The sequence below is a fragment of the Pseudomonas sp. 1912-s genome, assembly GCF_029269205.1.
GTDB lineage: Bacteria > Pseudomonadota > Gammaproteobacteria > Pseudomonadales > Pseudomonadaceae > Aquipseudomonas.
In genome coordinates this window covers 65,509-88,615 of sequence record NZ_JARIXR010000027.1, presented here as the reverse complement: position 1 = coordinate 88,615, position 23,107 = coordinate 65,509, and the positions used below count along the sequence as shown (strand labels likewise).

The 23,107-nt window shown below is 62.1% G+C and carries 21 protein-coding genes; 8 read left to right on the top strand and 13 right to left on the bottom strand.

Annotated features, from left to right (window positions below; translation table 11 throughout):
* Positions 1-286 precede the first annotated feature (286 nt).
* Genes P3C29_RS26650 through P3C29_RS26640 form a run of 3 tightly spaced genes read right to left on the bottom strand, consistent with a single transcriptional unit; the run spans position 287 to position 3,910 of the window.
* On the bottom strand, positions 287-1,384 hold the full coding sequence (locus P3C29_RS26650; protein WP_169389240.1) for a DUF1513 domain-containing protein: 1,098 nt from the start codon (positions 1,382-1,384) through the stop codon (positions 287-289).
* Between the two features lie 2 nt (positions 1,385-1,386).
* On the bottom strand, positions 1,387-2,451 hold the full coding sequence (locus P3C29_RS26645; protein ID WP_010170006.1) for an imelysin family protein: 1,065 nt from the start codon (positions 2,449-2,451) through the stop codon (positions 1,387-1,389).
* Between the two features lie 31 nt (positions 2,452-2,482).
* Positions 2,483-3,910 (bottom strand): di-heme oxidoredictase family protein, encoded by a 1,428-nt coding sequence (locus P3C29_RS26640; RefSeq protein WP_275965850.1) that lies wholly within the window; start codon positions 3,908-3,910, stop codon positions 2,483-2,485.
* 139 nt (positions 3,911-4,049) lie between these two features.
* Here P3C29_RS26640 and P3C29_RS26635 point away from each other — a divergent pair, with 139 nt between their 5' ends.
* Positions 4,050-4,613 carry an NAD(P)H nitroreductase gene (locus tag P3C29_RS26635; protein WP_010170004.1) on the top strand — a complete coding sequence of 188 codons (564 nt, stop codon included), beginning with the start codon at positions 4,050-4,052 and terminating at the stop codon, positions 4,611-4,613.
* Here the strand turns inward: P3C29_RS26635 and P3C29_RS26630 are convergent.
* The 8 genes from P3C29_RS26630 to gap form a co-directional block, all read right to left on the bottom strand.
* Complete coding sequence (locus P3C29_RS26630; protein WP_275965849.1) at positions 4,610-6,748, bottom strand: methyl-accepting chemotaxis protein; 2,139 nt, start codon at positions 6,746-6,748, stop codon at positions 4,610-4,612. The genes P3C29_RS26635 and P3C29_RS26630 overlap by 4 nt on opposite strands.
* Before the next feature lie 122 nt (positions 6,749-6,870).
* The gene (locus P3C29_RS26625; RefSeq protein WP_275965848.1) at positions 6,871-7,272 is read right to left on the bottom strand and encodes a YbaN family protein; all 402 of its coding nucleotides are present in this window, start codon (positions 7,270-7,272) and stop codon (positions 6,871-6,873) included.
* Between the two features lie 170 nt (positions 7,273-7,442).
* A complete protein-coding gene (locus P3C29_RS26620) occupies positions 7,443-8,051 on the bottom strand; it encodes a biliverdin-producing heme oxygenase (protein WP_169386153.1) in 609 nt (202 codons plus the stop codon).
* Between the two features lie 130 nt (positions 8,052-8,181).
* Positions 8,182-10,761 (bottom strand): TonB-dependent receptor, encoded by a 2,580-nt coding sequence (locus tag P3C29_RS26615; RefSeq protein ID WP_010170001.1) that lies wholly within the window; start codon positions 10,759-10,761, stop codon positions 8,182-8,184.
* Positions 10,762-10,879: 118 nt separating this feature from the next.
* A complete protein-coding gene (locus P3C29_RS26610) occupies positions 10,880-11,848 on the bottom strand; it encodes a FecR domain-containing protein (RefSeq protein ID WP_201125203.1) in 969 nt (322 codons plus the stop codon).
* 61 nt (positions 11,849-11,909) lie between these two features.
* Positions 11,910-12,428 (bottom strand): sigma-70 family RNA polymerase sigma factor, encoded by a 519-nt coding sequence (locus tag P3C29_RS26605; protein WP_010169998.1) that lies wholly within the window; start codon positions 12,426-12,428, stop codon positions 11,910-11,912.
* A 215-nt stretch (positions 12,429-12,643) separates the two neighbouring features.
* The gene (locus P3C29_RS26600; protein ID WP_010169997.1) at positions 12,644-13,108 is read right to left on the bottom strand and encodes a methylglyoxal synthase; all 465 of its coding nucleotides are present in this window, start codon (positions 13,106-13,108) and stop codon (positions 12,644-12,646) included.
* Between the two features lie 4 nt (positions 13,109-13,112).
* Positions 13,113-14,114 carry a type I glyceraldehyde-3-phosphate dehydrogenase gene (gap, locus tag P3C29_RS26595; RefSeq protein ID WP_003214117.1) on the bottom strand — a complete coding sequence of 334 codons (1,002 nt, stop codon included), beginning with the start codon at positions 14,112-14,114 and terminating at the stop codon, positions 13,113-13,115.
* 221 nt (positions 14,115-14,335) lie between these two features.
* Between gap and edd the strand changes: the two genes are divergently transcribed.
* The 4 genes from edd to P3C29_RS26575 all read left to right on the top strand — a co-directional run bounded on the left by edd (position 14,336) and on the right by P3C29_RS26575 (position 19,446).
* Positions 14,336-16,162 carry a phosphogluconate dehydratase gene (edd, locus tag P3C29_RS26590; RefSeq protein WP_275965846.1) on the top strand — a complete coding sequence of 609 codons (1,827 nt, stop codon included), beginning with the start codon at positions 14,336-14,338 and terminating at the stop codon, positions 16,160-16,162.
* The gene (locus P3C29_RS26585) at positions 16,159-17,115 is read left to right on the top strand and encodes a glucokinase (protein WP_275965845.1); all 957 of its coding nucleotides are present in this window, start codon (positions 16,159-16,161) and stop codon (positions 17,113-17,115) included. The genes edd and P3C29_RS26585 overlap by 4 nt, the downstream gene beginning before the upstream one ends.
* Before the next feature lie 140 nt (positions 17,116-17,255).
* Positions 17,256-17,987, top strand: a complete 732-nt coding sequence (locus P3C29_RS26580) for a response regulator transcription factor (protein WP_010169994.1) — start codon at positions 17,256-17,258, stop codon at positions 17,985-17,987.
* Positions 17,977-19,446: an ATP-binding protein gene (locus P3C29_RS26575; RefSeq protein ID WP_010169993.1), complete on the top strand. Its 1,470-nt coding sequence runs from the start codon at positions 17,977-17,979 to the stop codon at positions 19,444-19,446. The genes P3C29_RS26580 and P3C29_RS26575 overlap by 11 nt, the downstream gene beginning before the upstream one ends.
* Before the next feature lie 177 nt (positions 19,447-19,623).
* Here P3C29_RS26575 and P3C29_RS26570 read toward each other — a convergent pair whose 3' ends face one another.
* On the bottom strand, positions 19,624-20,553 hold the full coding sequence (locus tag P3C29_RS26570; protein WP_010169992.1) for an AraC family transcriptional regulator: 930 nt from the start codon (positions 20,551-20,553) through the stop codon (positions 19,624-19,626).
* A gap of 326 nt (positions 20,554-20,879) precedes the next feature.
* Here P3C29_RS26570 and P3C29_RS26565 point away from each other — a divergent pair, with 326 nt between their 5' ends.
* Both P3C29_RS26565 and P3C29_RS26560 read left to right on the top strand, forming a co-directional pair.
* Positions 20,880-21,221 carry an antibiotic biosynthesis monooxygenase family protein gene (locus tag P3C29_RS26565; RefSeq protein ID WP_275965844.1) on the top strand — a complete coding sequence of 114 codons (342 nt, stop codon included), beginning with the start codon at positions 20,880-20,882 and terminating at the stop codon, positions 21,219-21,221.
* Between the two features lie 43 nt (positions 21,222-21,264).
* Positions 21,265-21,510, top strand: coding sequence for a hypothetical protein (locus tag P3C29_RS26560; protein ID WP_169386150.1), 246 nt, complete (start codon positions 21,265-21,267; stop codon positions 21,508-21,510).
* On the opposite strand, the gene P3C29_RS26555 is transcribed toward P3C29_RS26560, so the two are convergent.
* Positions 21,507-22,130 carry a flavin reductase family protein gene (locus tag P3C29_RS26555; protein WP_275965843.1) on the bottom strand — a complete coding sequence of 208 codons (624 nt, stop codon included), beginning with the start codon at positions 22,128-22,130 and terminating at the stop codon, positions 21,507-21,509. The genes P3C29_RS26560 and P3C29_RS26555 overlap by 4 nt on opposite strands.
* Before the next feature lie 194 nt (positions 22,131-22,324).
* On the opposite strand from P3C29_RS26555, the gene P3C29_RS26550 reads away from it, so the two are divergent.
* The gene (locus P3C29_RS26550; RefSeq protein WP_275965842.1) at positions 22,325-23,080 is read left to right on the top strand and encodes a hypothetical protein; all 756 of its coding nucleotides are present in this window, start codon (positions 22,325-22,327) and stop codon (positions 23,078-23,080) included.
* Positions 23,081-23,107: the final 27 nt, after the last annotated feature.

Here is a 23,107-nt window from a genome sequence, read left to right as displayed (position 1 = left end):
CTGCTTTTGATCTTGATCTTAGGCGCCCCGTTAAACCACGCTGGCCGAACGCAGGTAGTACGGAGCGGGTAAACCGGCAGGACGCCGGTTTAGCCGCGACGGGGCAGGGACGCCCCGTCGCGGCGGCCCGCGCAGTAGTACCGGAGAGAGGGCACACCGAGCCTAGGCGAGGTGCCGAGTGGTGGGGCAAGAGCCTTTTGGTTACTTTTGGGCTCCTTTCAAAAGTGACCCGCTGTAAGAGCGGAACCCATAGCCGCCCTGACCGCAGCAACGGATATACCCCCGATCAAACCAGATGCAGATGGTTATCCCAAAGCCCCGCCGGCAACTCCAACGGCTTACCCACCAACGGCACCTGCCGACAATCATAAAACCGGCAACGCCCCTGACCGGAAGTCACCACAAACCCATCCGCCACCGCGCCCACCCCGGCACAGTCCGGCAACGGCCCGTCCAGCAGCAACTCAGCGCTGTCCATGTTCCAGATAAAGAACCGGTTCCCCCGGGGCGCCGTCAGCGCCACCAGTCGCAACTCACTGTGCACCGCCACACTGGCCGTGTAATGCCCCATGGCCTGCAACTGCTCATCCGCCACCGGAAACGCCACAAACGCCTGCCCCGGCCGCTTGATCGCCAGCAACTCCGAGCGCTCATGAGACGCCCCCATGAACTGCTGCCCGGCGAGGATCGTACCGTCGCTGGCAATCCCCATATGCCGCACGCTGTTCATCTGCTGGCCCAGGGTCTCCTTGCTCAACAGTGTCCCGTCGCGCTGCATCAGGACCAGGCTCGGCTCCATGGCATTCAGGTTCATCTCGACCCGGCTCTCGGCCTCGGTACGAATCCCGCCGTTAGCCACCACCAGCGTCTCGCCGTCAGGCATCCACGACACCTGATGCGGCCCGATCCCATGGGTAGAAATCTCACCGGTGTGCACCAACCGCTCACCCTCAAACCGATACACACCCAGCAAGCCGCGACCCGGATCGGACGTGTCATTCTCCGTGGCATACAGCCACTCGCCGTCCTTGTGAACCACCGCGTGCCCATAGAAGTGGCGATTGGCCTTGGAGGTGATGGTTTGCAGCAGCGCCCCGTCCCGCAAGTCGATCAGGTAGCTCTCGGTGCCCGGCCGACGGGCGACAAACAGCGCAATCGGCAGTGTCGGGTGGTTGATGATGTCGTGGCAACGTTGGCCGACCTGGGTGGCAAACACCTGCTTGCCGTCCAGGTGGAAGCCGACGGCGTAGTGCTTGCCGTCGCTGTCATCCCGCGCCGAGAGCAGCAGCGGGCTTTTGCCCTTCTGCTTGAACAGCGTCCAGCCACCCAGGGTGATTGCACTGAGCAGCACGCTGCCGATCGCCAAAGCCTGTCGCCTGAGCATCATCAGTCACCGTCGTTGGCGTTAAAGCCCAGTTGGATGCCCAGCGCCTTGGCCAGTTCGCCTTCGTGCAGGCGGTGGACCACGTTGAGGCTGTCGTAGATATCGTTGAGTTGCTGGCGCCCGGCATCGTCGGCCAGCAGTTCGTTCAGCGAACGCTGGTTGCTGGCGAACAGTTTCAGGGACGCGGCATACGCGGCGTCGATCTTGTCAGCCAACGGCTTTTGATCGGCCGGCAACAGGCCGCGCAGGCCTTTGTTGTCGACGCCGACCCAGACGGTCTGGGCGGCAGCCAGGCTGGCCTCCAGGCTTTGCAGGGACGACTGGCTGCGCCACGCATCGGCCTGGAACGGCTGCGGGATGCCCTTGGTCTGGCGGCCCATTGGCGTGCCGAGTTTTTTCTTCAGGGTGTCCAGCGCGGTCACTTGGACCCGCAGCAGGTCGGCGATGGCTTCGTGGGAATCGGCGTAGCGCTGGTTAGGAAACTTGGTCATCTGCGCCAGCATGCCGTCGGTGCTGTTCCAGCTCGAGAGGATTTCTTCGGCCAGCAGTTTCTGGCGCTCGCCAATGGCCACCAGCAGCGGGCAGTAACGGGCTTTTTGCGTCTCGTCCGCCAAGTCAGTCTTGGCGTCGTAGAGGATGTATTCGTAGGCCGACAGGCCCTGCACCACGACGCTGGATTTGGCCAGTGCGGCGGCGTCGATCTGCGGTTGGGCGCTCACCAGTTGTTCGACCTGACGGCCCACCAGGTTTTTCTTGTCCGGCCAGAACTGCACCTGCCACGAACGGTTGCCCTCGGCCAGCGGGCCGATCAACAACGGCTGCAACTCGGCCCAGGCTTTTTGCGCGTGCAGGAAGTCGGCGCGGGCGGTCTCCAGGCTTTCCTTGCCCTGGCAGTAGGCCAGGGCGCTGACGGCCAGTTGGCGGTCGGCTTCAACCCAGCGGCTGTAGGTCGGCAGGATCACTTGCTTGGCGATGGCCGCCGAGGTCACCGCTTGCGGGTCCTGGGGCGAGCACGCACCGAGGGCGAGGGCGGCCAGGCTGGTGAACAACAACTTGGGACGGAACATGTCGAGCTCCCTTCTGTAATTAGGACAAAGCTTATAAAGAATTCAGAAATGCCAGCAACGCAGCGCGCTGTTCGGCATTGAACGACAACACATGCTGCTGCGCCGCCTGGGCTTCTCCGCCGTGCCACAGCACGGCTTCCATCAGGTTGCGGGCGCGGCCGTCATGCAAGAACTGGGTGTGACCACTCACGGCCTGCGTCAGGCCGATGCCCCACAACGGCGGCGTGCGCCAGTCGCGGCCACCGGCCTTGAATTCGCTGCGGTGATCGGCCAGGCCGTCGCCCATGTCGTGCAACAGCAAATCGCTGTAGGGGCGAATCACTTGGTTGGCCAATTCAGGTTCGGCGGCGGTGGGCGCCGTGGTGAATTGCGGGGTGTGGCAGCCCTGGCAACCGGCCTGGTAGAACAGGTTTTTCCCGGCCAGCACTTGCGGTGCGTTGACGTCGCGGCGGGCGGGCACGGCCAGGTTGCGGGTGTAGAACAGCACCAGGCGCAGGATGTTGTCGCTGACCTCAGGCTCGCCATCCGGGCCATTGCCGTTGGGCGCCTGTTTGCAGGCCACTTGTGCATCGGTGCAGTCATCGAACGGTCTCAGGGACGTGGTGAGGCCCATATCACCAGAGAACGCGTGAACATTTTGTTGATTGAGGTTCGGCTGCCCGGCTTTCCAGCCGAATCGACCGAGGACAGTCTTGTGTTGCGCGTCGTCCCAGACCCAATTCGCCCGTCCGGCGAGAGCTTCCTTGTCGGCGGTTTTCGGGTCGGTGTTGCGCAGGATGTCGGCGTCGGGAATCGCTTCCAGCAGCCCCAGGCCGATCATCGGCGGTGCAACCCGGGCCGAGAACCGCGTGTCGGGGTGCATCGGGCCGTAACCCAGCTGGGTGATTTGCAGCGCCGGCTTGCGCAGTTCGACCACGGTGCCGTCCTTGAAACGGACATTGACCGGTGTGTAGTCGACCCGCACCTTGCCTTCCGGCGCGACGCCGGGTACGGCCATGTCCTGCAATTGCCCACCGTAGACCGGCTCGGGGACTACACCCAGTTGTTCGATGACCTTGGCATAGGGCGGCGCATCGGGAATCGACAGGCGCACCAGCATCGACACCGCGTTGGGCGCATCGGGCAGCGGCGGATGGCCTCGGCCGTCCTTGATATGGCAGTTCTGGCAGGCATTGGTATTGAACAGCGGCCCCAACCCGTCGCGGGCGGTGGTGGTGGACGGTGCAATCACCCAGGGGCTGCGGAAGAAACTGTTGCCCACGCTGAAGTCCAGGCGCCGGGTGGGCGACAGGTTGGCCGACGGCAACGAGAAGGCGTTCTGATCGGTCTTCCTCACCGTTGCCGCGCCACCGGCACGTGCTTCGCCCGGCTCCGCTTTCGTGAATCGCGGGGCGTCATCGCAGGCACTCAGGCTCAGGGCCATCAACAGTGCAGACAGGCGCAGGGGCGAACGGGACATCAGTCTTCCTGAACGTAGGCTGAAAATAAGGCCGCAAAGTCTAACAGGGCAGGGCGGATTGAATAAGAGCAATTATCGTTTGGTGGTATCCGATTCATTCCCGCTAGAATGGCTGCACATTTTTCTCTGGAGGTGGCCAATGCAGGCTCTCGACGCTTTGCTCAACCGTGTTTCCGTGCCGCGACTGCTGGACCCGGCACCGACCCAGGAGCAGCGCGACCTGCTGTTCGCCGCCGCCATGCGCGCCCCCGACCACGGCCAACTGCGGCCTTGGCGCTTCCTGACAGTGGAAGGTGCGGCACGTGAGCGCATGGGCACGCTGCTGGCCGAAGCCGCCCGTCTGCAAGACGCCGACGCGCCCCAGGCGTTTATCGACAAGGCACAAAATGGCCCGCTGCGTGCGCCGTTGGTGGTGGTGGTGATTGCCCGCCTGCAAGAACACTTCAAGGTGCCCAAGTCCGAGCAGCGCCTGGCAGCGGCCTGCGCGGCCCACGGGATTCTGCTGGCGGCGTACGCCCAGGGGATCGGCGCGGTGTGGCGCACCGGCGAGTTGTCGTACTCGGCCCACGTCGCCAAAGGTTTGGGTTTGACCGGGGATGAGGAAGTGATTGGCTTCCTCTACCTGGGCACCCCACAAAACCCGCCGCGTACGGCGCCGAAGGAAGACCTGGCGCCGTTCGTGGCCGCCTGGACCGGGGCTTAAACCCGAAACTGATCCATCAGCTTCATCTGCTGGCTGGCCAGGGCATTGAGTTGGCTGCTGATGGCAGCCGATTCGGTGGCCTGGCCGGTCAGGGTTTCGGTCACGGTGCGGATCGCCGAGACGTTGCGGTTGACCTCTTCGGCCACCGCACTTTGCTGCTCGGCGGCGCTGGCGATTTGCAGGTTCATGTCGCTGATTACCGTCACCGCGTCGCTGATCTTGCCCAGCGCTTGCACCGCCTGATGAATCTGCCCGGCATTGTTCTGGGCTTGGTTCTGGCTCGAATGCATGGTCGCCACCACCCCGCGGGTGCCGGTCTGTATGCGCTCGATCACCAGGCGAATCTCCTCCACCGAATCCTGGGTACGCTTGGCCAGGTTGCGCACCTCGTCGGCCACCACCGCAAAACCGCGCCCGCTTTCCCCGGCGCGCGCGGCTTCAATCGCGGCGTTCAGGGCCAGCAGGTTGGTCTGCTCGGCAATGCTGCGGATCACTTCCAGTACCGAGCCGATCTGTTCGCTGTTCACCGCCAGGGCTTCGACTTCGGTCACGGCCTTGCTGACTTCTTCGGCCAGGGTGGTGATGTCGCGGGTGCTGCGTTCAATAATCTGCATGCCTTCACGGGCTGACTGGTCGGCACCCCGGGCAGCGCTGGCGGCGTTGGACGCGCTGTTGGCCACATCGTGGGCGGTGGCGCTCATTTCGTTCGAGGCCGTGGCCACCTGGTCGATCTCACGGAACTGCACCTGCATGCCTTCACTGGTCTGGCGCGCGATTTCCGAAGACTGATCAGCGGTGCCACGGGCTTCGGTGATGCTTTGCTTGATCTGCGCGATGGTCGGCTGCAGCTTGTCGAGGAAGCGGTTGAACCAGTTCACCAGTTCGCCGAGCTCATCCTTTTTCCCGTAGGCCAGGCGTTGTGTGAGGTCACCGTCGCCGCTGGCGATTTCCTTGAGCATGGCGGCCACGCTGTTGATCGGCCGGGTCACGCCGGTGGCCGCCAGCCAGATCAGCAGCAGGCCCAGCAAGCCGGCGGCTGCGCCCACCAGCAACGCCTTGACGGTGCCACTGGCCTGGGCCTTGTCGAGCACCGCCTGGAGTTTCAGCGAATCTGCCAGCAGCACTTCCTTGGGCAGTTTGATGACGATGCCCCAGGATTTGGCGTCGGCAATCGGCTTGACCGGGTACACCGCGCGTATCGTGCCGTCTTCCTCGCGGATCTTGCGGGTATCGTTGGCCAACAGTTGCACAATCTCCTTGCCTTCGGCACCGAGGGTGTCGATCAGGTTCTTGCCGACTTTGGCGGGTTCGCCGCTGTAGCCGGCGATCAGGCCCGTGCTGGAGAGAATCTCCAGGTGCCCGGCACCGTCGAACAGCTCCTTTTGCGCCGCATCGGTCGCGGCTTGCAGGGTGTTGAGGGCAAGGTCGACACCCACCACGCCAATCACTTTGCCGTCGACCAGCAGCGGCAGGGAAATGGTGGTCATCAACACCGGATTGCCGGCCACCGTGTCTTCATACGGGTCCAGCAGGCAGGTGTTTTTGGTGTCTCGCGGGCAGGTGTACCAGATGTTGTAGGGCGTGCCGCTGAGGTTGAGGGTGGTCTTGGTCAGGTCCTCTTCGACCATCACCGTGTTCAGGCCCTCACCACCGGCGCGGCTCCAGTAGCTGGAAAAGCGGCCTTTTTCGTTGGACACACGGGCAGCGTCGTTGACGAATTCGCTGTCTTTGCCATCGAGCGCGTTGGGCTCGAACGACAGCCAGATGCCGAGCACCTTGCTGTTGCGATCAAAGGCGGTTTTCAGGCTGTGGTTGAGTTCTTCACGCAAGGCCCCGGCGTCCAGCGAGCGCTTGCCGGCCAGGGTGCGCAGGTCCTTGATCTGGTCGGCGAGGGCGGTGACCACCAACAGGCTTTCGCCGAAGGTCTTTTGCAGTTCTACGGCTTGTTCGGCGGCCTTGGCCTGCAACAGGTTCTGCACGCTGTCGGTGAGCATTCGCGAGCTTGAGTCGCTGATCAGTTGGTCGTTCTGGCTGGTCTGGTAGAGGTTCATGCCGACTACCAGCGCGATCACCCCCAGCAGGCAGAGACCGGACAACAGCACGATTTTCAAGCGAATGGAGAGGGTGTCGAACATAGGTGTACCCGCGAATGGACTTATTGGTCTGCAAGCTCACGCGAGTCCATTCGGCGCTATGCCCGGAACATCGGCTTGGGCCGGCGGTTCATGAGCGGGAGCCGATGAGCGGTAGGCGGGTGTCAGGTGGGTTGCGGGAGGCGTTCCGGCCGTGACCAGATCCACAGGTTGCCCATGCTCATCCCGGCGATGGCCAGGTAGATCGGCCAGCCGTGTTCGAGCATCACCAGCATCAGGCCGGCGCACAGCAACATGCTCACGGTGGCGCTGACCTTGGCCCGGCGGGCGATGATTTTGCCGTTGCGCCAATTGAACAGGATCGGCCCGAACAGCCGATGGTTTTCCAGCCAGGCACTCAGGCGCGGGGAGCTTTTGGTGGCGGCCCAGGCGGCCAGCAGGATGAACTCGGTGGTGGGCAAGCCCGGTACCACAATCGCAATCAGGCCGATGCCCAGGCTGACGTAGGCCAGCAGGCCGAACAGGACGCGGGCGATTTTGGACGAGGATTGGGTTTTGCCGGTCATTTTAGTGGGGCTTGCAGGGTGGAGTGGGTTGCAGATTATAGAGACTGGCACCCGATCAACTGTGGGAGCTGGCTTGCCTGCGATGCAGACAACTCGGTGCATCAGGTACACCCGGTTGATGCCATCGCAGGCAAGCCAGCTCCCACATTGATTGGGTTTCTACAGAAAAATCAGGCCAGTTCAGGGCTGGTAGCGTACGCCTGTTCCAGTAACACGGTGAAGCGCACGAACGCGTCAACCGCGCCTTTTTCCACTTCGGCTTCTTCTTCGGCGCTGAATTCCAGTGCGTCGAGGGTGCGGGTGAAGCTTTTCCAGCCTTCAGCGCGACCGCCTGCCGGTTCGCCCAGGTGACGGGCACCGAAGGTTTCGCTCAAGCCCAGGCCCACGGCACGCTTGATCAGGAACGCGGCGCCCAGCTTGGAGCCTTCGGACACGAACAGCCAGCCCAGCGCTTCGGCCTTGCTCGGGTTGTTCACGGCGCCGGCCACCGGGGCGGGTACTTCGGTGTCCAGGTCGCCCAGGTCCAGTTTGGCCGCTTCGGCACGGCAGCGTTCGGCCAGGTCAGGGACGATCTTGATCAGTTCGGCGTCGTTGTACAGCGCTACCAGTTCCGACTGGAACAGGTACTGCGCGACCACGAAGCGGGCGAAGTTGGCTTGGGTTTCAAACGGGGCGTGGGCCTTCACCAGGGCGTCGAGCTTGGTGTGCGGCTCGTTGGTGATCTGGTTCAGGCGTTGGGAGCGCAGGCTTGGGCGTTCAGCAGTAGAAGAAGCGGTCATGAAGATGTCCTTGAGAGGGGAAGCGTCTGGTTGCCAGGCTGTTATGAACTAGACGAACCAGAAGACGCGTCACAGTAAAAAATCCGCACCCCGGCGGAGATTAAATTCCGCCGGGGTGCGGCTCCATGGGTCAGATGTCCCAGATCAGGTTGATCGCAAAGTTGCGGCCCGGCTGGGTCAGGCGGTCCAGGTTGGCCGGGCCGGTGACGCCGGCTTCGCCCACGCTGTCGTAGCTGCGCACGTCATCCCAGTTCCAGTATTTCTTGTCGGTCAGGTTGTACAGGCCACCGTTGATGGTCACGTCGTGGGTGACCTTGTAGAAGCCGGTCAGGTCGACGATGCCGAAGCCCGGGGTCTTGAACGGGCCGTTGGCGCTGTTGCCGTCGGGTGCGAAGAAGGTGGTGCTGTCTACGCGGTCCTGTTTCTTGACCAGGGTCCAGCTGACCAGGGCGCCGTAGTTCTGCTGGTCGTAACCCAGGCCGAACACGCCCTTGAGCGGGTTGACGCTGTTCAGCGGTTCGCCGTTGTCGTCATTGCGCCCGTAGGTGTAGGCAATCGAGCCTTGGGTGTACAGGCCCTGCGGTGCGCCAAACGCGTCGAGGTTCAAGCGGCCCTTGGCCTCCACGCCCTTGATGGTGGCGTGCTTGATGTTGTTGGCTTCGAACTGCTGGACGGTGCCGCCGGCGACGGAGGCGTCCTCATCGATGAAATCACGGTACTTGTTGTAGTACACCGCCACGTCAAACGAGCCCGAGTCGAAGTTGCCGCGAATCCCGGTTTCAACACCGCGGCTGCTTTCCGGCTTGAGGTCCGGGTTGGGTTCGACGGTGTAGCCCTGTTGCAGGTTTTCAAAGCGGCCATACAAGGCTTTGGCCGACGGCGTGCGGTACCCTTCGGCGTATTGGCCGAACCAGGTGTATTGCTCGGTCAACGCGTAAGTGATGCCGAACTTGGGCGTTACACGGTGCCAGTTCTTTTCCGAGTCGCTGTGGTCGTAGATGCGTGTCGGGTCAACGGTGTTGAGGAATTCCTGAGTCAGCTTGGGTTTGAGCTGGATGTAGTCATAACGCACGCTGGGCAGGAAGGTCCACTTGTCCCAGGCGATCTGGTCCTGGGCAAACAATGCATAGGAGTTGATGGTCGGGTCGGGGAAGTCGCTGGCCTTTTTCACGCTGTCGGAGGCCGACGGGCTCGGGGCGCCGATGGCGGTGCAACCTGCGCCGACCGCCAGGCAAGTCGCGGAGCCTTCACGGGAGCCGGTGACTTTCTGCTGCTTGAGCGTGGTGCCGTAGGTCACGACATGGTCGGTTTCGCCGATGCTGAAGGCCTTGTCCAGTTGTGCGTCGAATACCCACTGTTTCTCTTCGTACAGCGTGTCGCGGGTGCGCAATACCTTGCGCGATGGCTGGTAGATTTCTGCGGTGGTCTGGTCGGTCTTGGCAATCTGGTAGTTGAGGCTGGTCTTGATGTGATCGGCAATCGGCGAGTCGAGGGCGAACTTGTTCTCGATGCCGAAACGCTCACGGGTGATGGTGTCGTTGCCCGTACGGCCACGATAGAAGTTAAAGCCCTGGCCACCGACGAACGGGCCGCCCACCGCGTTTTTCAGGTTGGTGTCGCGGTCATCCTTGAACTTCTCGTAGGTCAGGCCCAGGCGGTTTTCTTCACCGTAGTTCCAGCCCAGTTTGGCCAGCACGTTAGTGGTGCGCGCATCTTCCGGGTTGGCGCCGGTACGGGCCAGGCCGGTGGCGTTGTTGCCGTCGTAGGACTCCATTTCGTGGCCGTTGCGCTGGCTCAGGTGCAGCAAGCCGTCAAAGTCCTGTACGCGACCGGCGACGGTGCCGGAGGTCAGCCAGCTCTCGTCGGCGGAGCTGTAGCCGGTCTTGAGGCGGGCGCCGACATCCTGGCCGGGCTTGATGATGTCGTCCGGGTCGAGGGTGAAGTAGCTCACCGCACCACCGATGGCGCTGCTGCCGTACAAGGCCGAGGCCGGGCCGCGCAGGATCTCCACGCGCTTGACGATTTCCGGGTCGACGTAGTTGCGGCGGGTCTTGGCGTAGGGGCCGTTGAAGAAGTTGTCCGGCACCTCGACACCGTCCACCTGGGTCAGGATGCGGTCGCCGTCGATCCCGCGAATGTTGTAGCCGGCATTGCTGGAGCGGGTACCGGCACCACCGACCGAAACACCCGGCTCGTAGCGCACCAGTTCACGGATGGTGTTGACGTTCTGGCGGTCCAGTTCTTCGCGGTCATGCACCGTCACGGTACTGGGCACGCTGTCCACGGCCTGTTCCTGGCGGGTGGCGCTGATGGTCATTTGTTGCAGGGTGATGGCGCCGGCAGCGGCACGCTTTTCCAGGACGATGTTGTTATTGCTCAGTTTGCGATAGCCCAGGTTGGTCCCCACCAACAGCCGGTCCAGGGCTTTATCCGCCGGCAATGAGCCGCGCACGCCAGGGGACGACACACCCTGGCCCAGCTCGGCGGGCAGGCCGATTTGCCAGCCGGTCACGGCGGTAAAGGCGTTCAGTGCCGAGACCAGGGATTGCTGTTCGATGCTGAAACTGTAATTGCCCTGGCTGCGGGTGGCAGGCTCTGCGGCGCTGGCGACCATGACGGGCGCACCGGCCAACAAAATGGCGGCCGTCAGCAGGGACAGGCCCTGGCGGCGAACGGGCGAAGAGGACCGGCGGTTGAAACGAGAGGACATCGAGAGCGCTCCGGAAGGTACGAATCTTATAGGTGCGACACTGAATCAAATAGGAATCAGTTGCATTGGCTATAACGAGACGTACCGTCGCGGGCTATCGAGTAAAAATAATTCTCATTTAGTTCAGGATCACCAGCGCCGGGTATTCCGAGAGCTTGGCCGAGGTGATGTGGGCCAGCGAACGCACGACGTCCAGCGGTTGGTCGAGGCGGTAGTTACCGGTGACCGCGACGCTGGCGAGCTTGTCGTTGTTGTTGACGATCCAGCCGGGGTAGTAGCGGCGCAGCTCGGCCAGCACTTCACTCATCGGGCAGTTTTCGAAAATCAGCCGGCCATCGACCCAGGCCAGGTCCTTGGTGGTGTCCAGTTTGGCCGGTTGGCCGAAGCCCTTGGGGCCGATGCGGATACTTTCGCCGGCGCTCAGGCGTACCCGTGCGTCGTCAAAGGTGTTGCTCAGGTCCACATCGCCACGCTGCACCTGAACCTGGGCTTCACCGTTCAGGTAGCGCACGGCGAAGGCGGTGTCGCGCACGCTGGCGCGCACCGGGCCGGCGTCGATTTCCAGGGGCAGGCCACGGCTGGGCAGCACTTCAAAAAACGCCTCGCCTTGATACAGGCGTGCGATGCGCTGGTGGTCCTTGATGCTGCTGGAGAATGCAGAATTGGTGTTAAGCAACACTTTCGAGCCATCGTCCAGCTGCAGGCGCTGGCGCTCGCCGACCACGGTCAGGTGATCAGCCTGCAGGCGCATCGGCAGGTTGCTGAAGCTGAACAGGCCCAGCAGCAACACGGCGGCGGTGGCCAGGGGCTTCCAATGGGGTTTGATACGGCGCCAGGCGCTGGGCTTGCGCGGCGCATTCAGGGCGACGGCCGCGCTGTGCACGGGCGCGCCGCCCCAGGCGGTCTGGGCCTTGATGAAGGCTTCGGCGTGCAGCGGGTCACTGGCGAGCCAGGCTTCAAATTCGGCCTGCTGCCCGGATTGCGGGCACTGCAAGGCGATCAGCCAGTCGAGGGCTTGGTCCATAGCCGTGTCTTGCAACACCTCATGAGCCAGCTCATGGGGGTGCAGTTTATTCGGATCCGTCACGGTGTTCCTCGGGTCTTCGCCACGTTTTAATCAATAGTCCTACAGACTGTGCCGACAAAGCTTAAGGGCGATCCAGTCTTTCGGCCACACCTATGCAGATGGCCATGATCAATTTCAGTTCCTTTTGCACGGTGCTCAGGGACACCTCGAGCTTGTCGGCGATCTCCTGATAGCTGCAACCGTGCAGGCGGCTGAGGATAAAGATTTGCTGTTGGCGGGCGCTCAACTGGCCGAGGCTGACGCTCAGGTGTTCGAGCAATTGCTCGGCCTGTGTCGCATCTTCGGGGGTGCTGACGGGGGAGGCGACGCTTTGCAGGACGTCCAGCGGGACATCTTCCTGCAGGGTACGGGCCTGAATCCTGCGGGCGCGCAGGTGGTCCAGCGCCAGGTTGCGTGCCGTCTGGTACACGAAGGGTTCGAGGTGGTCGATCGGCCGTTCGCTCAAGGCCCGGGTGACGCGCAGGTAGGTTTCCTGCAGCAGGTCCTCGGCGGTGCTGTGGTTATTCACCATCCGCTGCAAGGTGCGCAGCAGAATCACGCGCTGGGTGAGGAAGACTTGATTGAAGCGAGATTGGCTCACAGTGATACCAGACCGATTTGCAGCGAATGATAATGCTTATCATCAACGCAAATGGCAAGTGGCACTTTGAGAGGCTTGTGTTGGCCCAAGGCTGCGATCGACTGCGAAGCCGGCGTATTCCAGACGCTGCCGATATGTCTGAAGTACCTGTTCGCCTGGTTTACGGCTGCTTCGCAGTCGATCGCAGCCTTGTGGCCATTTAAGGTGTTACGGGGTTATACGCGGTCCCGCAGATACGCCTGGTAGTCCGGAATCCGGTGCTCATGGGCCTGTTCCATCATCGGGCTGCTGAGCAGGTAGTCGGCGCTGCATTCATTGCAGGCCACCGGGATGTTCCACACCGCGGCCACCCGCAGCAGCGCCTTGATATCCGGGTCGTGAGGCTGCGGTTCGAAGGGGTCCCAGAAGAACACCAGCATGTCCACTCGCTGCTCGGCGATTTGCGCACCGAGTTGCTGATCACCGCCCAGCGGGCCGCTGATCATAGTGTCGATGGGCAAGCCCAGGCGGGCACTCAACAGGTGCCCGGTGGTGCCGGTCGCCACGAGGTCGTGGCGGGCCAGGCGGTCTTGTTGCCGCTCGGCCCAATCCAGGAGAAACACCTTGCAATGGTCATGGGCAACCAGGGCGATACGCTTGCGCGCCGCCATGGTCTTGTTCATGAAGCCGATGCCGACCATGCCGTTACTCCGCGTTGCAGAGCGCCAGGCAGTTATCCAGCATGCGGTTCGAGAAGCCCCACTCGTTGTCGTACCAGGCCAGCACTTTCAGCAGTTTGCCGCTGACCTTGGTGTGGTTGGCGTCGAAGATCGACGAAAGCGGGTTATGGTTGAAGTCACTGGAAACCAGCGGCAGGGTGTTGTAGCCGAGAATTTTCGAGTGCTGGCTGGCTTCTTTCAGCAGCGCGTTGACCTGCTCGGCGCTGGCTTCTTTTTTCAGTTGCACGGTGAGGTCCACCAGCGACACGTTGATCACCGGCACACGTACGGCCATGCCTGTCAGCTTGCCTGCGAGTTCCGGCAGTACCAGGCCCACGGCCTCGGCGGCGCCGGTCTTGCTCGGGATCATGTTCTGGGTGGCCGAACGCGCGCGGTACGGGTCGGTGTGGTAGACGTCGGTCAGGTTCTGGTCGTTGGTGTAGGCGTGGATGGTGGTCATCAAGCCGCTTTCGATGCCCAGCTCGCGGTGCAGCACCTGGGCCACCGGCGCCAGGCAGTTGGTGGTGCAGGACGCGTTGGAGATGATCTGGTGGGATTGACGCAAAATGTCATGGTTCACGCCATACACCACCGTGGCATCGGCGCCCTTGGCCGGGGCCGAGATGATCACCTTGCGCGCGCCGGCGGTAATATGGGCGGCGGCCTTGTCACGGTCGGTGAACAGACCGGTGCATTCGAAGACGACATCCACCTTGTGTGCAGCCCACGGCAGGTCGGCCGGGTTGCGAATGGCACTCACGGCAATCCGGTCACCGTTGACGGTCAGGCTTTCCTGATCGTGGGCGACCTCTGCGTCGAAAGTACCGTGGACGGTGTCGTATTTAAGCAGGTGGGCATTGATCGAGCTGTCGCCAAGATCGTTGATGGCGACGATCTGCAAATCCTGACGGTAGCCTTGGGTATAAAGTGCGCGCAGGACATTACGGCCAATACGGCCAAAACCATTGATAGCGATACGTAGAGTCATTGGAAGGTGCCTGTCGTCGATTTGTTGTAAGAATTACAAGATTATTCGCATAAAAATAGAAAACAAGCCTTTTTAGTGGCAATATTTTGTTCAATCTACAACGAGTGACCTGAATCAACTGGTCCGATTGGTCAAGCAACACCCTGCCAACCTCTTCGCGGCGGGCTTTTGACCAGCATAGACACTCAGGTCGCCACATCCGTTAGCCTGGAGTTCTATACATGCATCCCCGCGTACTTGAGGTCACCGAACGGCTTATCGCCCGCAGCCGTGCAACCCGTGAGGCATACCTTGCGCTCATTCGCGGCGCTGCCAGCGACGGCCCGATGCGCGGCAAGCTGCAATGTGCCAACTTTGCCCACGGCGTGGCCGGGTGCGGCACCGAAGACAAAAACAGCCTGCGCATGATGAATGCCGCCAACGTGGCAATTGTTTCGTCATATAACGACATGCTGTCGGCCCACCAGCCGTACGAACATTTCCCCGAGCAAATCAAAAAAGCCCTGCGTGAAGTCGGCTCTGTTGGCCAGTTCGCCGGCGGCACCCCTGCCATGTGCGACGGCGTGACCCAGGGCGAGCCGGGCATGGAGCTCAGCCTGCTGAGCCGTGAAGTGATTGCGATGTCGACGGCGGTAGCGCTGTCCCACAACATGTTCGACGCCGCGCTGATGCTGGGCATCTGCGACAAGATCGTCCCCGGCCTGATGATGGGCGCCTTGCGCTACGGCCACCTGCCGATGATCTTCGTGCCGGGCGGCCCGATGCCGTCGGGTATCTCCAACAAACAGAAAGCCGACGTGCGCCAGCGCTACGCCGAAGGCAAGGCCACTCGCGAAGAGCTGCTGGAATCGGAGATGAAGTCCTACCACAGCCCGGGCACTTGCACCTTCTACGGCACCGCCAACACCAACCAGTTGTTGATGGAAGTGATGGGCCTGCACTTGCCGGGCGCTTCGTTCGTCAACCCGTACACGCCGCTGCGTGACGCCCTGACCCGCGAAGCCGCGCACCAGGTCACCCGTCTGACCAAGGCCAACGGCAGCTTCACGCCGATTGGCGAGATCGTCGACGAGAAATCCATCGTCAACTCCATCATCGCCCTCAACGCCACCGGCGGGTCCACCAACCACACCCTGCACATGCCGGCCATCGCCATGTCGGCGGGCATCATCCTCACCTGGGATGACATGGCCGACCTCTCCGAGGTGGTGCCGACCCTGTCCCACGTGTATCCAAACGGCAAGGCCGACATCAACCACTTCCAGGCAGCGGGCGGCATGTCGTTCCTGATCCGCGAACTGCTGGAAGCCGGCCTGCTTCACAACGACGTGAATACCGTGGCCGGTCACGGCCTGAGCCGCTACACCCAGGAACCGTTCCTGGTGGACGGCGAGCTGGTATGGCGTGAAGGCCCGATCGAAAGCCTCGACGAAACCATCCTGCGCCCCGTGGCCCGTGCGTTCTCTCCGGAAGGCGGCCTGCGCGTGATGGAAGGCAACCTGGGCCGTGGAGTGATGAAGGTTTCTGCCGTGGCGCTCGAACATCAGATCGTCGAAGCCCCGGCCGTGGTGTTCCAGGACCAACAGGACCTGGCCGACGCGTTCAAGGCCGGCCAGCTGGAAAAAGACTTTGTCGCCGTCATGCGTTTCCAGGGGCCACGTTCCAACGGCATGCCGGAATTGCACAAGATGACGCCGTTCCTCGGCGTGCTGCAGGACCGTGGCTTCAAAGTTGCCCTGGTAACAGACGGGCGCATGTCCGGCGCGTCGGGTAAGATTCCCGCCGCGATTCATGTCAACCCTGAAGCCCAGAGCGGCGGGCCACTGGCACGCGTGCGCGATGGCGATATCATTCGCGTGGATGGCGTCAACGGCACCTTGGAGCTTAAGGTGGACGCCGAAGAATTTGCAGCGCGCGCGCCTGCCACGGGCCTTCTGGGCAATAACGTGGGGGCCGGTCGCGAGCTGTTTGCGTTTATGCGTTTGGCCGCAAGCTCCGCAGAGCAGGGCGCCAGCGCCTTTACCTCTGCCCTGGAGACACTTAAGTGAAGCTTGCGCTGGTCGGTGATATTGGGGGTACCAACGCCCGTTTTGCGTTGTGGCGTGATCAGGAACTGCATTCGATCCGCGTCCATGCGACGGCGGATCATGCCAGCCCGGAAGAGGCGATCCAGGTCTATCTCAAGGAAGAAGGCCTGGCCATCGGCTCGATTGGCGCGGTGTGCCTGTCGGTCGCCGGGCCGGTGAGTGGAGATGAATTTAAATTCACCAACAATCACTGGCGCCTGAGCAAGACTGCTTTCTGCAAGACGTTGCAGGTGGACGAGTTGCTGCTGGTGAATGACTTTTCGGCCATGGCCCTGGGCATGACCCGCCTGAAGCCCGACGAATTCCGCGTGGTGTGCGAAGGCACGCCGGAGCCGTTGCGCCCGTCGGTGGTGATTGGCCCGGGCACTGGCCTGGGCGTGGGCACCTTGCTCGACCTCGGCGATGGCCGTTGGGCCGCATTGCCGGGTGAGGGCGGCCATGTCGACCTGCCGGTGAGCAGCCCGCGGGAAGCCCAGCTGTGGCAGCACATCTACACTGAGATCGGCCATGTCAGCGCGGAAACCGCCTTGAGTGGGGGTGGCTTGCCCAGGTTGTACCGGGCGATCTGCGCGGTGGACGGCCATGAAGCGGTACTGGAAACCCCCGAGGCCATCACTGCCGCTGGCCTGGCGGGCGACCCGATTGCCCTGGAAGTGCTGGACCAGTTCAGTATCTGGCTGGGCCGCGTCGCCGGTAACAACGTGCTGACCACCGGTGGTCGTGGCGGGGTGTACATCGTGGGCGGCGTGATCCCGCGCTTTGCCGATTTCTTTATCAAGAGTGGTTTTGCCAGGAGTTTTGGCGACAAAGGCTGCATGAGCGACTACTTCAAAGGCATTCCGGTGTGGCTGGTGACCGCACCGTATTCCGGTTTGACCGGGGCAGGTGTAGCGCTGGAGCAGGCATTTGCGTAAGCAGTGATGGCGCCATCGCAGGCAAGCCAGCTCCCACAGGGAAATGCATTCCAAATGTGGGAGCTGGCTTGCCTGCGATGAGGCCCTCCAGAACAACGAATTATTAAGCCCGTCCCATCCCTAACAACAAGGACGACCCCGTGAGCGTAATCAGTAAATCCATTCTCCTGGTCGACGACGACCAGGAAATCCGCGAGTTGCTGCAAACCTACCTCAGCCGCGCCGGTTTCCAGGTGCGTGGCGTGCCGGATGGCGCGGGGTTCCGCCAGGCGATGAACGAAGCGCCGTGCGACCTGGTGATCCTCGACGTGATGCTGCCGGACGAAGACGGCTTCAGCCTCTGCCGCTGGATCCGCCAGCACCCGCGCCAGGCGCAGGTGCCGATTATCATGCTTACCGCCAGTTCCGACGAAGCCGACCGCGTGATCGGCCTGGAACTGGGCGCCGACGATTACATCGGCAAACCCTTCAGCCCCCGTGAGTTGCAGGCGCGGGTCAAGGCCTTGTTGCGTCGCGCCCAGTTTGGCCAGGAGCGCAGCGGTGGCGAGGTGCTGGTGTTTGGCGAGTGGCGCCTGGACATGGTCAGCCACCGGCTGTTCCACGTAGACGGCGAGGAAGTGATTCTTTCCGGCGCCGACTTTGCCCTGTTGAAACTGTTCCTTGACCACCCTCAGCAAATTCTCGACCGCGACACCATCGGCAACGCCACCCGTGGCCGTGACCTGATGCCTCTTGACCGGATTGTCGACATGGCCGTCAGCCGCTTGCGCCAACGCCTGCGCGACACCGAAAAACCACCCCGGCTGATCCGCACCGTGCGTGGCAGTGGCTATCAATTGGCAGCCAGCGTGGTTGCCGGCAATGCCCACTGAGCGCCTGCGTGAGCTGCGCCGGCGGATCCCGGTACCGCGCTCGCTGCTGGGGCGGATGTTACTGCTGACCCTGTTGGCGGTGCTGTTTGCCCAGGCGTTGTCCAGCGTGATCTGGGTGTCGCAACTGCGCGCTACCCAGCTCGAAGGCCTGGTGACGGCAGCCCGTAGCCTGGCGCATTCGATGACCGCCAGCGTCAGTTATTTCCGTTCCTTGCCGGTGGCTTTTCGGCCCTTGGTGCTGGACCAATTGCGCAGCATGGGCGGTACGCGTTTTGTCGTCACCCTCAACGACAAGCCGCTGGACATGGCGGTGTTGCCGCAAACCCCGCGCAAGCAAGCGGTGCTCGGCGCCGTTGAAGAAGTGTTGCGCCAGACCCTGGGCAGCGACGTGCATGTCTCGGTGGAGTTCGTCAGCGCCGAAGACCTGCGTATTTTCAATGCCGGCTTGAAGCTCGATGAGCTGCCGCGTTCCTGGGCGCATTACGCACTGACCCTGGAACCGGTGAATCCCCCGGTATTGGTGACCCAGATCCAACTGGCCCAGGGCGAATGGCTGTACATCGCGTCGTTGCTGCCGGAGCCTTACACCAGCCTTGAAGAACAAGGCCTGCCGTACCAGCAGGTGTGGTTTATCGTGCTCACCAGCGGCTTCCTGCTGCTGTTTATCGGCCTGTTGGTGCACTGGCAAAGCCGGCCGCTCAAGCGCCTGGCAAGGGCCGCGCGGGACATGTCCCTGGGTGCCGACGTGGAGCCGGTGGCCGAAGGTGGTGGCAGCGAAGTGGTGGAAGTGGGGCGCGCCTTCAACGCCATGCGCGAACGCATCAGCCGCTACCTGACCGAACGTAGCCAGTTGTTCAGCGCGATTTCCCACGACCTGCGCACCCCCATCACGCGCCTGCGGTTGCGGGTGGAGTTGCTGGAAGACGAGAACCTGCAAACCAAATTCGGTCGCGACCTGGACGAGCTGGAGTTGCTGGTCAAAGGCGCGCTGCAGTGCGTCAAAGACACCGACATCCACGAAAACATCGAACCGGTAGACCTCAACCACGTGCTCGACTGCCTGGTGGAGCCTTACCTGGCGCCCAACGGCAATGGCCGCGTGACCCAGCATGGCCGGGCACTGACGACTTACCCGGGCAAGCCGCTGGCGCTCAAGCGCTGCATCGGCAACCTGATCGACAACGCGTTGAAGTACGGGCAGAACGCCCATTTGCACATTGAAGACGATGGCGCGGAGTTCATCCTTCACGTCGACGACGAAGGCCCGGGCGTGCCGGAGCAGCGCCTGGAGCAAGTCTTCGAACCGCACTTTCGCCTGTCCGGGCAGCAGCAGGGGTATGGGTTGGGGCTGGGCATCGCCCGCAACATTGCCCACAGCCACGGGGGAGAAGTGAGTTTGCAGAATCTGCGTGAGGGTGGATTGCGGGTGACCTTGCAGTTGCCCCGCAGCCTCGACTAGTTGCGCGAAGTTGCTTTTGTGGCGAGGGGGCTTGTCCCCCGTTGGGCTGCGTAGCGGCCCCATCACGATCACCGCAGTCTTTCAGGCAGATCACTGTTGCAGATTTCAGGACTGCTGCGCAGTCCAACGGGGGACAAGCCCCCTCGCCACAAAAAACTTCTCACCGCAGGGTCTGCGTTAAAGGCTCTGGCGCAACCTGGCCAGATCCCGCAACGGTGGCGCACCAAACAGCCGGCTGTATTCGCGGCTGAATTGCGAGGCGCTTTCATAGCCCACCCGATAACCCGCCGCCGAGGCTTCCAGGCCCTCGGCGATCATCAACCGCCGGGCTTCCTGCAAGCGCAACTGCTTCTGATACTGCAACGGGCTCATGGCGGTCATTGCCTTGAAGCGGTGGTGCAAGGTCGAGACGCTGAGGTTCACTTCCTTGGCCAGGTCATCAATGCGAAGAGGCTGTTCGTAGTTGCCGTTCAACCAGCTGATTGCCTGGCTGACCCGATGGCTCTGACTGTTGGCGACGGCGATTTCATACAGCCGATAACCCTGCGGGCCACGCAACAAGCGGTAGAGAATTTCGCGATTGATCAACGGCGCCAGCATCGCGATGTCTTTCGGCGTGTCCAGCAAGCGCGTCAGGCGCAGCACGGCGTCGAGCAACTGGTTGTCCAGGCGGTCGACGTACATCCCGCGGGAGGTCGGGCGTGTGGGTACGCCCATGGGGCCGGCTTCGGCGATCAGCGCGGTGATTTGCGCCGGGTCGATGTTGACCCGAATCGACAGGTTGGGGTCTTCCGGCGTGGCGTCGAGGATGCGCCCGGCCACCGGCATCGATACGGAGAACACCAGGTAATTGAGCGGGTCGTAGGCGAAGACTTCATCTGCCAGGCGCACTTCCTTGCGGCCCTGGGCGAGGATGCACAGCGCAGGTTCCACCAGCACCGGCATGAAGTCGCGCGGGGTGTTGTGGCGGTTGAGGTACAGCGACGTGATCGCCGTGCCGTAGGAACCATCCTCCCAGGTATGCCGGCGCACGATGCCGGCGAGTTCTGCGCGCTGCTTTTCCATATCGGCGTCGAGGGGCGTGGAGCGAAGTTCGGGCGACGACATGGGACATCCTCTGGTGCTTTGACGATGGGCACAGCTTAAAGGCGGCTTTGCAAAGAGTGGTACTTCGATTCTGCACAATCCTTGCCTGATCCTGCGATAAAACGTGAATCAGGCAAGCCAGGGGCTGTCATGCGCCTGAAATACGGCAGTCATGCCGGGAATAAAACCCGCGGGCCGATTGTTATCTCTACGCATCTCGCAGGATTGTGCAATAAGCCGGCAGGAATCGACTAACTGCATCCACACCTGCGCCAGTATCTTTGATCCTGTGGCAACACGCCCTCACAGTGCTTGCCGAGCATCACTTCTCAACGGGAGAGTCGAACATGTCCAGCCCCATTCCCGCGAGCCATATGGCCTTTATCCGTGCCCGTACCGGGTACAGCACCGAACTCGGTGCACGCTTGAGCAGTTTGATTGAACCGGGCCGTCAGGCGCCGGGTTGCCTGCAATTCTCGTTGCAGCATTCCCAGGCAGACCCGGATGTGTGGTTGGTGTCGGGCTTCTGGAGCAGCGAGCAGGCGATGAGTGCCTACTTCAGCTCGCCGGCGCTGATGGTCTTCACCGAGTTGTTGAATGACATGGTGGTTCGCAGCATGGACTTCCAGACCTTTACCGACGCGTCGGCCGTCAATGCCTATGGCGAGTACCTGCAACTGGCGGGTTAGTGCTTTAGAATGGCCGCCTTTCCCATTGGCCAGGACCTGCAACATGGCACGTAAAGAGTTTGCCCACCACGAAGCCGTTTCCGCCTTGGTGCGTGAAGATGAGGGTGGCTATAGCGCCGCCATCGCCGTCAAGGCGCTGGATGGCATGGGCGCACCGCGCTTTCACAAGATCCTCGATGGACAAACCTTCAAGACCGCTGATGACGCCGACGATGCGGCTGCCCGGCAACTGGAGCGCCTGGTCGATGTCGACGAAGAAGGCCAGTTGACCTGGGCAGCGGTTTCCTAAGCTTTCGGTCGGTACATCTTGAACAAGGCCTCTGGCCCCAACTGAAAATAATCCGCCGGGCCGCCTCCACGCAGGATCGGCTCGGCGGCAGCGGTGTCGTACACGCCGTCTTTCAGCAGCCATTTGGCGATATGCACCGCGACCACTTCGCCAAGCACCAACCAGCTGGGCACCCGTTCCTTGTCGGCGCGCTGCAGCTGAATGATCTGCGTCACCTTGCACTCGAACGACACCGGGCTTTCCCCGACGCGAGGCACGGCGATCACCTTCGAAGCCACTGGCGTCAAGCCAGACAATTCAAACTCGTTGACCTCGGGTGATACCGGCGCGCAACTCTGGTTCATCTGCTCGGCCAGCGGGCGGGTGGCCAGGTTCCACACGAATTCGCCGGTCTGTTCGATGTTGTTCAGGCTGTCTTTGCGTCCGACACTGGAAAACCCAATGATCGGCGGAATGTAGTTGAAGGCGTTGAAGAAACTGTAGGGCGCCAGGTTCAGGCGGCCCTGGCTGTCGTGGGACGAGATCCAGCCAATCGGACGCGGGCCGACAATCGCATTGAACGGGTCATGGGGCAGGCCGTGGCCGTTGGCGGGTTCGTAGAAGTGGATATCGTCGGACATGACCGGGGTTCCTGCTGCGCGGTTCGGGGAGGGCATCATAGTGCAATCCTATGCTGCGGATTTCTATCATCCATATGGAATTTTCATACAGCCCCCACCTATTTTTCACAGCTCCCGGTTCAGTCTGCGCGCCAGGTCGACACCCCCGATAAGTCGACCGTTTGAACGACTGAGCCTTTGGAGCCTTCTGCACAATGAACAAACTTCCTCAGATCACCCTGGCGTTCTGGGTCATGAAAATCTGCGCCACGACCCTGGGCGAAACCGCCGGGGACTTGCTGTCGATGACCTTGAATGTCGGTTACGCCATCAGCTCGATGATCCTGATCAGCGTGTTCCTGGTCACCCTGGTGACGCAACTCTGGTCGAAAACCTACAACCCGGTGCTGTACTGGATCGTGATCCTGTCCACCAGCACTGCCGGCACTACCATGTCCGACTTCATGGACCGCACGCTGGAGCTGGGTTATGCCACGGGCTCGATGATTCTGGTGTCGATCCTGGTGGCGATCTTTGCCCTGTGGCGTATCAGCGGCGACTCGCTGAACGTGAACAAGGTCCAGACCTTTCGCGGTGAGCTGTTCTACTGGATGGCGATTCTGTTTTCCAACACCCTGGGCACGGCGCTGGGGGATTTCCTGGCGGATGATTCCGGGCTGGGGTTTGCCGGTGGCGCCTTGCTGATCGGCGCGAGTATCGCGGTGGTGGTGTTGCTTAAATACTTCACGCGGATTTCGTCGGTGCTGCTGTTCTGGGTCGCGTTTGTGCTGACGCGGCCGTTCGGCGCAACCCTGGGTGACTTCCTGACCAAACCTCATGAAAAGGGCGGGTTGGACTTTGGCACCATCGGCTCGTCGGCGGTATTGGCGGCGGTGCTGGTGGTGATGATTGCCGGGGCGGCGTATGCCCAGCGCCGGTATGGGCGCCAGGCGGTGGCCGAGCTGTCCTGAAGCCAATGAAAAAGGGGCCATGTCAGT

Coding starts and splice junctions, on each gene's coding strand:
- P3C29_RS26630 (WP_275965849.1), bottom strand. CDS start 6,748: ATGTTCGACACCCTCTCCATTCGCTTGAAAATCGTGCTGTTGTCCGGT.
- P3C29_RS26650 (WP_169389240.1), bottom strand. CDS start 1,384: ATGCTCAGGCGACAGGCTTTGGCGATCGGCAGCGTGCTGCTCAGTGCA.
- edd (WP_275965846.1), top strand. CDS start 14,336: ATGCATCCCCGCGTACTTGAGGTCACCGAACGGCTTATCGCCCGCAGC.
- P3C29_RS26625 (WP_275965848.1), bottom strand. CDS start 7,272: ATGACCGGCAAAACCCAATCCTCGTCCAAAATCGCCCGCGTCCTGTTC.
- P3C29_RS26640 (WP_275965850.1), bottom strand. CDS start 3,910: ATGTCCCGTTCGCCCCTGCGCCTGTCTGCACTGTTGATGGCCCTGAGC.
- P3C29_RS26645 (WP_010170006.1), bottom strand. CDS start 2,451: ATGTTCCGTCCCAAGTTGTTGTTCACCAGCCTGGCCGCCCTCGCCCTC.
- P3C29_RS26565 (WP_275965844.1), top strand. CDS start 20,880: ATGTCCAGCCCCATTCCCGCGAGCCATATGGCCTTTATCCGTGCCCGT.
- P3C29_RS26550 (WP_275965842.1), top strand. CDS start 22,325: ATGAACAAACTTCCTCAGATCACCCTGGCGTTCTGGGTCATGAAAATC.
- P3C29_RS26615 (WP_010170001.1), bottom strand. CDS start 10,761: ATGTCCTCTCGTTTCAACCGCCGGTCCTCTTCGCCCGTTCGCCGCCAG.
- P3C29_RS26635 (WP_010170004.1), top strand. CDS start 4,050: ATGCAGGCTCTCGACGCTTTGCTCAACCGTGTTTCCGTGCCGCGACTG.
- P3C29_RS26600 (WP_010169997.1), bottom strand. CDS start 13,108: ATGGTCGGCATCGGCTTCATGAACAAGACCATGGCGGCGCGCAAGCGT.
- P3C29_RS26560 (WP_169386150.1), top strand. CDS start 21,265: ATGGCACGTAAAGAGTTTGCCCACCACGAAGCCGTTTCCGCCTTGGTG.
- P3C29_RS26570 (WP_010169992.1), bottom strand. CDS start 20,553: ATGTCGTCGCCCGAACTTCGCTCCACGCCCCTCGACGCCGATATGGAA.
- P3C29_RS26575 (WP_010169993.1), top strand. CDS start 17,977: ATGCCCACTGAGCGCCTGCGTGAGCTGCGCCGGCGGATCCCGGTACCG.
- P3C29_RS26555 (WP_275965843.1), bottom strand. CDS start 22,130: ATGTCCGACGATATCCACTTCTACGAACCCGCCAACGGCCACGGCCTG.
- gap (WP_003214117.1), bottom strand. CDS start 14,114: ATGACTCTACGTATCGCTATCAATGGTTTTGGCCGTATTGGCCGTAAT.
- P3C29_RS26620 (WP_169386153.1), bottom strand. CDS start 8,051: ATGACCGCTTCTTCTACTGCTGAACGCCCAAGCCTGCGCTCCCAACGC.